The organism is Salinicola sp., assembly GCF_982684285.1.
The window spans coordinates 1-8,087 of the sequence record NZ_CEXLVS010000189.1; the positions used below are offsets into that span (position 1 = coordinate 1).

Here is an 8,087-nt window from a genome sequence, read left to right on the forward strand (position 1 = left end):
ACCGCGTCGAGCGTTTCCCGCCGGCGAGAGTTGATGACCAGATTGACGCCTTCCCTGGCCAGGGCGATGGCGCAGCCCTTGCCGAGCCCCTGGCTGGCTGCGCAGACGATGGCCCAGCGACCGTGAATACCGAAATCCATGATGTCTCTCCTCTGCATGATCGAGGCGGCCATCGCCGGTGTCGGCTATCGCCACCCGCGGTGAGCTGCTGTGAAACGGCGCTCTCGGGGATTCAGCCCTCGATCGCGTCCGGCACTTCGCCCAGCAAGGTCTCCGGCATCTCCATGCCCAGCGCGTCGGCCGTTCCTCTCAGGACGGCCACCGAGGCGAAGAAGGCGTCGCGGGGGCGCCGGATTCGAATGCACTCCATCAGTTGGCGGTGGCGCTCCAGGCTCTCCTCCGGATCGCTGGCGCTGACATTGGAGGTCTCCACCAGCAGATGAATCGAGGGCTTCAGGATGTGCGAGAGCTGAGTCCAAACGATATTGTGGGTCGCCTTGAAGATGGCGACATGGAATGCGACGTCCCAGTCACTGTGCAGCCGCCCGCGATGGGCCGACGCCGGGTTGTGGAAGTCCTGGCCCATGCCCTCGAAGGCTTCCTCGATCGCCACCAGGTCCCTCGCGGTGGCGCGCTTGGCCGCGGTCATCGCGACATAGGGTTCGACGTCGAACCTGAAGGCCAGGATCTCGCGCTGGATACCCGGGTTGGGGGTGGCGAAACGGACCATCCAGTCGGTGACCTGCGGATCGAGAATATTCCACTCGGAGTACGCCCGGACTCGCGAGCCGTAGCCGGAAATGCGCTCGATGATGCCAGCGTCGACCAGCTGGCGCAGATCGCTGCGTACGGCCGAGCGATTGAGCGCGAACTGCTCGCAGAGATCGATCTCCTTGGGTACGAATTCGCCGGGCTGGTAGTGTCCGGCGAAGATCTCCCTGACCAGCGCCTCGGCGACGCTGGGGCGTTGGGGGGAGCGAGTTGGCGGCGCGTCCTTCACGAACATCGATTCTCGGCAGTCGAAGTGGGTTGAGCCGTATGGTCAACATTGGCTCTTTCAACTTCATCTTACCTGCCCGGTCGTCGAAGGTGCGACCTAGAAAGGTCGACATACACCCATGGTCGTATCTGCAAGCTTTCACTCATGGTATCAGCGGAGCTCAAAACACCCAGTTGGGCAGCGTCAATGACACCGCGGGCACGAAGGTGACCACCAGCAGCAAGGCGACCAGCAGCAGCCAGTAGGGCACGATGGCGCGAATGAACGCCCCGATCGAGACGCCGGTGATACTGCAGGTGGTGAACATTACCGTCCCCAGCGGTGGCGTTATCGTGCCGATCGAGGCGTTGAGGATGAAGACGATGCCGAAGTGCACCGGGTCGATGCCGAACTGGGCGGCGACCGGGGCCAGCAGCGGCGACAGCACGATCAGAATCGCGTTGCCCTCCAGGAACATGCCGAGGACCAGCAGCAGCAGGTTGGCGATCAGCAGAAACGCCACCGCGCTGCCGACGCCCGAGGAGAGCATCAGGGCGATCTGCTGGGGAATCTGCTCCCAGGTAAGCACGCGGGCGAAACCCGAGGCGACGGCGATGATGAACAGCACGTTGACCGAGGCCATCAGCGATTCCCGCGTTGCCACGGCGATGCTGCCCAGCCCCATCTGGCGATAGACGAACAGGCCGACGATCAGCGCGTAGAGCACTGCCATCGCCCCCGCTTCGGTGGGGGTGAAGACACCGACGCGAATCCCGCCGATCACCACCACCGGCAGCAGCAGGGCGATGATCCCGGCGCGGGTGACGCTGATCCATTCGTGCCGCGATACGCGCTCGCGGCGCGGCTTCTGATAGCCGAGACGTCGGCACTGGATCGAGACCAGCACCATCATGGCGACCGCCATCAGCACGCCTGGGACGACGCCGGCCAGGAACAGCCGGCCGATGGAGACGTTGTTGACGTAGCCGTAGACGATCAGCGCGATCCCCGGCGGTATGGTCGAGGTGATCAGCGACGACGAGGCGGTGATCGCGCTGGAGAACGCCTTGGGGTAGCCGGCCTTGGTCATGCTCGGCACCAGCAGCTTGGCGTTCATCGCCGCATCGGCAATGTTGGAGCCGGACAGCCCGCCCATGAAGGTGCTCAGCAGCACGTTGGCCTGGGCCAGTCCGCCGTGCAGGCGGCGGGTCATCAGCTCGGCCAGCTTGAGCAGACGCTCGGTGATGCCGGAGTGATTCATGAACACCCCGGCCATGATGAAAAACGGAATGGCCAGCAGCGAGATCGACTCCAGCCCGCCGGCGAGGCGCTGGATCAGCATCACCATGGGCTGGTCGGCGCCGATCAGGAAGTAGGCCAGGCTCGACGCGAACAGCGCGAAGGCCACCGGCGTACCCAGGCAGAACAGGATGAAGAGCGCGACGAGCGCAATGCCAACGGCCATCGATATTACTCCTTGGTGTTCAACACATCGGCGGTCAAGAGGTCGGCGGTCGCGTCCGGTGAAGCTACGCCCCGGTCATCGGTGATCAGGCGCACCAGCCCGTGGTAGAGCATCATGGCGGCGCTGATGGGGATGGCGACGTGGATCCAGTAGTAGGGGATCTGCAGCATCGGCGTGCTGCGAAAGCGCGAGAACGGCAGCAGTTCCAGGCCCCAGAACAGCATCGCCAGGGCACAGAGCATGACGACGCCGATATTGAAGATGCGGGTATTCCAGCGGCTCAGGCGGGGCGGCAACTTGTCGCCCAGCAGGCCGATCAGGACGTGCTCGTTGCGCCGCACCAGCGCGCTGGCGCCGAGAAACGTCGCCCATACCATCAGCAGCTGCAGGATCTCCTCGCTCCAGGCCAGCGGCGACGAGAACAGATAGCGCATGAAGACATTGGCGATGGCCACCAGGAACAGCCCGAACAGCGCCAGGCTGGCGATGACCTCATCGAGCCGCATCACGCGGTCGATCGCCCTGAAAAGCGTTTGCATGAATATTCAACTCCTAACGGCGTGAGCAACAGTGCACGTCGCAGCGTTAAACAAAGGAGGATCGATAGCCGAGCGAGATGAAGCGGCTATGTTCGTTCCCTACGAACAACCGCACTTCCCACATCCATGTGGGTCGCAAGGCGCGCGGGGCGCAGACTCGTAGCGCAGCGGAGAGAACGCCCGCCGGGTGGCCCGTGAGGGCGAGTTGCCGAAGGCTACGAGTCACACGAGACATAACGGGGTGTTAGGCGAGGGCTTCGAGCCCCGCGCAACGCCGCGATTCGCTCGCGCAGGCATCGAGATTGCGACCGCCATCCCTGGCGGTCGCCCTCCGGGCCGTCGCTGTGCGACGTCCAAAATCGCTCCCGGCGATTTTGTCAGCCGTTGATGATGTCGCTGACCTCTTGATAAAGCCCCTCGCTCCACTGCGGAAACGCCTTGGGAATCTCTTCCTGGGCGCGCTCGCGGAACGGCGCGGTATCCACCTCGTGAACCTGGACACCGGCATCCTTTAGCTGTTCGAGCGACTTCTCGGTCTCTTTCTCGACCAGGGTTCGCAGGTTCTGGGCCATCTCCTGGCCGGTCTCGGTGAGAATCTTCTGATCTTCCGGGCTCAACTGTTGCCAGAACGCCTCGCCGGTGACGAAGGGCGCGACCGTATGCATGTGCGAGGTGAGATTGAGGTTCTTCACCACTTCGTAGAACTTGCCGCCGTAGAGCACCGGCAGCGGGTTCTCGACACCGTCGACCAGGCCCTGGGCCAGGGAGGGGTAGACGTCGCCCAGGGACATCGGTGTCGGCACCGCGCCCATTGCCTTGATCGCGGCCACGTACATCGGCGAGTTCTGCACCCGGATCTTGACCCCGGCCAGGTCTTCCGGCGTGGCCACCGGCTCGCGGGAGAGCAGCTGGCGCACGCCGTAGACGGTGTTGGGAATCACGATGTGATAGCCCGCTTCCTCGACTTTCTGCTCCTGTCCGGCGAACCAGTCGGAATCGAAGACCTTGAGCTTGCTGTCGAAATCGTCGGCCAGATAGGGCGCGTCCAGTACGGCGAGATCCGGCACCGAACTGATGAAGTTGGAGTAGGCGGTAATGGTGATCAGCGGCGAGCCGAACCGGGCCTGCTCCATCACTTCGGTCTCGCCGCCGAGCTGGCTGGCGGGAAACGCCTTCAGCGTCAACTCGCCGTCGCTGGCTTCCTCGACGCTTTTCGCCCACGCCTTCACCGCGACGTCGACCGGCTCGCCGGGCTGATTGCCGTAGGCGACGCGAATCTCGGTGGCGGCTTGCGCTGTGCTGACGAGGGCAAGGGTGCTCACGCTCGCCAGGGCGAGCGAAGCCGTGAATCGGAAAAATCGATGGGTCGTCATGGGCGTGCTCCAGTGTTGTCGTCTTGTGGGCTTCTTGCTGGGATCATTGGCTCAACGCGTCGTCGAGCCTGGGTGTGGCGCGCCCCTGGAGGCGTGCTTTATCCACCACCGGTTGCAGCCGTCGCTGTCGCTTGGCGGCGTGATTCTGGGCGATATCGGCGAGGCGATGATCGAGAAAGGGGTTGGCGAAGCGCTCCAGCGTCACGGCCAGATAGCGCTGCAATCGGGCCATCGGCAGCTCGGTGGCCAGCGTCGGCAGGACCTCGTCTTCGAGCACGGCATGCAGCGGGTCGACCAGCGCGGAGTGCTCCATCGCCTCGCGCACGAATTCGACCGGCCGGCCCTCGCGCTGCCATCGATCGACCAGATAGGTGTGGGCGAGATTGAGAATGTGCAATTTGCACATCGCCTGCGGGCCCAGGTCATCGACGATCTCGACATCCGAGTGGGTGCAGGGAATCGCCATGCCGGGCTGGCGGGCAATGGCCCACAGGGCATAGGGTTCGGCGATGGCGCCGAGCGGTTCGAGCGGTTCCGAGACGATGCGGTCCACCAGCGTATCGGCCCATACGCAGCGGTTATCGAGCCATTCCAGAAAGGCCTCGCTGTCATGGGTTCCGACGCCGTCGCGGCGGGCCATCGCCGTCACCAGCGATTGCAACCGGCTGGCGTTGTGCTCGATCAGCTCGCAGGGCAGGATCGTCAGGCCGTCGTTGCCGGCCTCGAAGCGCGCCCGCAGCAAGTGGGTCAGCTTGCCGGGAAAGCTCGCCGGCACGGTGGCGAGACTCGAGTCGTCGCCGACCTCGTAGCCGTTGTCGGCGGTATTGGAGACGATGATGCGGGCGTGCTCGATCACGTGGCGCTCGAGCGCGTCCCACTGCTCGGCGGCGATCAGGCAGCCGGCGACGCTGTCGACGGTCTGCTCGCGGTCGATGGCCTCGCCGTCGCGTCGGCCGCGAATCCGCACGGGGTAGCGGCGCCGCTCGGCCAGCAGGCGCGCCTTGCGCTTGCCCTCTTCGCGAGTCGAACTCTGGACCACCAGAATGCGCTCGTCGCTGTCGCCATTTGCCAGCGATTCGGACACCAGCGTGTCGACATGGGCGAGCAGAAAACGTCCGGTGCCGAACTGGACGATCCCGGCATCGCGGAAGTCGTTCGTGGGCTTCGAGAGACTCATAACGACACCCCGCGCTTCCACGGAATGAAGTCGTGCTGGGAGAGGCGCTGGGCGTGCGAGTGGCGACACCCCGAGGCGACCTCGATGCACAGCGTCAGCAGCTCTTCCGCCAGTTCGTCGATGCTGCGTTCGCCGCGCACGATGGGGCCGGCGTCGAAATCGATGATGTCGCGCATGCGCGTGGCCAGTTCGCTGTTGCTGGCGATCTTGAGCACCGGTGTCACCGGGTTGCCGGTGGGCGTGCCGAGCCCGGTGGTGAACAGGATCAGGTTGGCGCCGGAGCCGGCCAGGGCGGTGGTCGATTCCACATCGTTGCCCGGGGTGCAGAGCAGGCTGAGCCCGGCGCGGCGGTGGGGCTCGGTGTAGTCGAGCACGTCGACCACCGGGCCATCGCCGCCTTTCTTGGCCGCGCCGGCGGATTTCATCGCGTCGGTGATCAGGCCGTCGCGGATATTGCCCGGCGAAGGGTTCATGGAGAAATCGGCCCCCACCGCGGCGGCGTGGCGCTGATAGGCCTGCATCAGATCGCGGAAGCGTCCGGCGACGTCCGCGTCGGTGCAGCGGGCGACCAGCTCGTGCTCGACCCCGCACAGCTCCGGGAACTCGGCGAGAATGCCGCTGCCGCCGAGGGCGACCAGGCGATCGACCACGCCGCCCACCAGCGGATTGGCGGAGATGCCGGAGAAACCGTCGGAGCCGCCGCACTCGACCCCGAGGGTGAGCTTGGCCAGCGGCGCCGGCTGGCGCTGAATGCGATCGGCGGCCGCCAGGCCGTCGAAGATCGACTGCAGCGCATTGCGGATCAGGGCCTCCTCGCTGGGTGAAGACTGCTGGTCGAAGTAGTCCACCGTTCGCAGTTGCTGCGGGTCGCGCTGGGCCACCGCCGCCTTGAGCATCTGGATCTGCGCCTTCTGGCAGCCGAGGCTCAGCACCGTCGCGCCGGCCACGTTGGGGTGGCAGATGTAGCCGGCCAGCAGCTGGCACAGCGCTTCGGCATCGCCGTCGGTGCCGCCGCAGCCCAGGGTATGGGTCAGAAAGCGCACGCCGTCGACATTGGGGAAGCGTGTTGGCGCTTGCGACTCGAAAGGGTCGCCGAACGAGGCATCGAGCATCCCGTCCAGCATCTGCCGCGCCATGCGCTTGTAGTCGCGATAAGGGTCGTCGCCCAGCGCATCGGCGACGCACTGGCGCAGCACCTCGATATTGCGGTTCTCGCAGAACACCAGCGGAATCACCAGCCAGAGGTTGGCGGTGCCGACACTGCCGTCGGGGCGATGGAAGCCGTCGAAGGTCGCGCCCTGGAAGCGCGTCACCTCCGGCGGCGTCCAGTACCTGCTGCCGGGCTGGACGTCATCGCTCTCCGTGGCATGGGCGACGTTGTCCACGCTGATGACGCCGCCCGCGGGGATGGCTTGCGTCGCCTTGCCCACGGTGACGCCGTACATGGTGACGATCTCCCCCGGCGACAGCGCCTGGAGCGTGAACTTGTGCTTGTGGCGGACATTGTCGGCAAGGGCGATATCGCGGTCGTCGATCACGACCCGGCGACCGGCGGGCAGGTCGGTCAGCGCCACCGCCACGTTGTCGCGCGGGTGGATGCGCAGGGTGATCCGGGTCGGGCTGTCGGTACCGATGGTGTCGAGGCGGGTATCGCTCATGATTCGACCTCCGCGGTTGCGGCATCCAGCGTCACCATCGCCTTGATCACGCCACTGGCGGGTGCGCACCACTGGGGCATCAGCGTCGGCAACTCCTCGAGCCGACCCCGGTGGGTGATCAACGGCTCGGTGAGGATGTCGCCACTCGCCATCAGCCGGGTGACGGTCTCGAAGTCCTCCCGTGTCGCATTGCGGCTGCCCAGCAGGGTCAGCTCCTTCCTGTGGAAGTCCGGGTCGCTGAAGCTGATGTCGGCCTTGACCACGCTCACCAGCACATAGCGACCGCCGTGGCCGGCGAAGTCGAAGCCGCGATTCATCGCCTCGGGATTGCCTGTCGCATCGAACACCACGTCGGCCAGGGCGCCATCGTTGAGCGCCTCGATCTCGGCGCTCACGTCATCCTCGACGGCGTGCCAGACGGCATCGGCACCGAGCGCGTCTCGGCACAGCGCCAGGCGGTCGCGATTGGTATCGACCATCGCCACCCGCGCGCCGCGGCTCCTGGCCACCTGCAGTACGCCAATGCCGATCGGGCCGGCACCCACCACCACCACCAGTTCGTCTCTTTCGACCTGGCCGCGGCGGACGGCGTGGGCGCCGATCGCCTGACACTCGACCAGCGCCAAGGCTTCCGCTGACAGACCGGGCACCGGCACCAGATGCGACGCCGGGACGTTGAGCCACTCCGCCATGCCGCCGTCGCGATGCACGCCGACCACCTCGAGACGCTGGCAGCAGTTGGTACGGCCCTGGCGACAGGCGCGGCATTCGCCGCAGTGGAGGTAGGGGATTACGTAGACTGGCTGGCCAATGAGTTCGGGGGAGACATCGTCGCCGGTCAGCACCACCTCGCCGCTGAGTTCGTGACCCAGCACGCGGGGGTAGGCGAAGTAGGG

Annotated in this window: 7 protein-coding genes; all 7 read right to left on the minus strand. The window is 65.6% G+C overall.

Features of this window, described 5'->3' with window-relative positions:
• Positions 1–232: 232 nt before the first annotated feature.
• Complete coding sequence (locus tag AC3AYF_RS15200; protein WP_295040460.1) at positions 233–1,006, minus strand: FadR/GntR family transcriptional regulator; 774 nt, start codon at positions 1,004–1,006, stop codon at positions 233–235.
• 154 nt (positions 1,007–1,160) lie between these two features.
• A complete protein-coding gene (locus tag AC3AYF_RS15205; protein ID WP_295040462.1) occupies positions 1,161–2,444 on the minus strand; it encodes a TRAP transporter large permease in 1,284 nt (427 codons plus the stop codon).
• Positions 2,445–2,449: 5 nt separating this feature from the next.
• Entirely contained in the window at positions 2,450–2,983 is a 534-nt protein-coding gene (locus AC3AYF_RS15210; RefSeq protein WP_295040463.1) for a TRAP transporter small permease, read from the minus strand.
• 377 nt (positions 2,984–3,360) lie between these two features.
• Complete coding sequence (locus AC3AYF_RS15215) at positions 3,361–4,356, minus strand: C4-dicarboxylate TRAP transporter substrate-binding protein (RefSeq protein ID WP_295040465.1); 996 nt, start codon at positions 4,354–4,356, stop codon at positions 3,361–3,363.
• A 43-nt stretch (positions 4,357–4,399) separates the two neighbouring features.
• A complete protein-coding gene (locus AC3AYF_RS15220; protein WP_295040467.1) occupies positions 4,400–5,533 on the minus strand; it encodes a mannitol dehydrogenase family protein in 1,134 nt (377 codons plus the stop codon).
• Entirely contained in the window at positions 5,530–7,191 is a 1,662-nt protein-coding gene (locus AC3AYF_RS15225; RefSeq protein WP_295040469.1) for a UxaA family hydrolase, read from the minus strand. The genes AC3AYF_RS15220 and AC3AYF_RS15225 overlap by 4 nt, the downstream gene beginning before the upstream one ends.
• On the minus strand, positions 7,188–8,087 hold a 900-nt coding region (locus AC3AYF_RS15230), incomplete at its 5' end, for a zinc-binding alcohol dehydrogenase family protein (protein WP_295040471.1). The genes AC3AYF_RS15225 and AC3AYF_RS15230, both read right to left, overlap by 4 nt.

Coding starts and splice junctions, on each gene's coding strand:
- AC3AYF_RS15200 (WP_295040460.1), bottom strand. CDS start 1,006: ATGTTCGTGAAGGACGCGCCGCCAACTCGCTCCCCCCAACGCCCCAGC.
- AC3AYF_RS15205 (WP_295040462.1), bottom strand. CDS start 2,444: ATGGCCGTTGGCATTGCGCTCGTCGCGCTCTTCATCCTGTTCTGCCTG.
- AC3AYF_RS15215 (WP_295040465.1), bottom strand. CDS start 4,356: ATGACGACCCATCGATTTTTCCGATTCACGGCTTCGCTCGCCCTGGCG.
- AC3AYF_RS15220 (WP_295040467.1), bottom strand. CDS start 5,533: ATGAGTCTCTCGAAGCCCACGAACGACTTCCGCGATGCCGGGATCGTC.
- AC3AYF_RS15210 (WP_295040463.1), bottom strand. CDS start 2,983: ATGCAAACGCTTTTCAGGGCGATCGACCGCGTGATGCGGCTCGATGAG.
- AC3AYF_RS15225 (WP_295040469.1), bottom strand. CDS start 7,191: ATGAGCGATACCCGCCTCGACACCATCGGTACCGACAGCCCGACCCGG.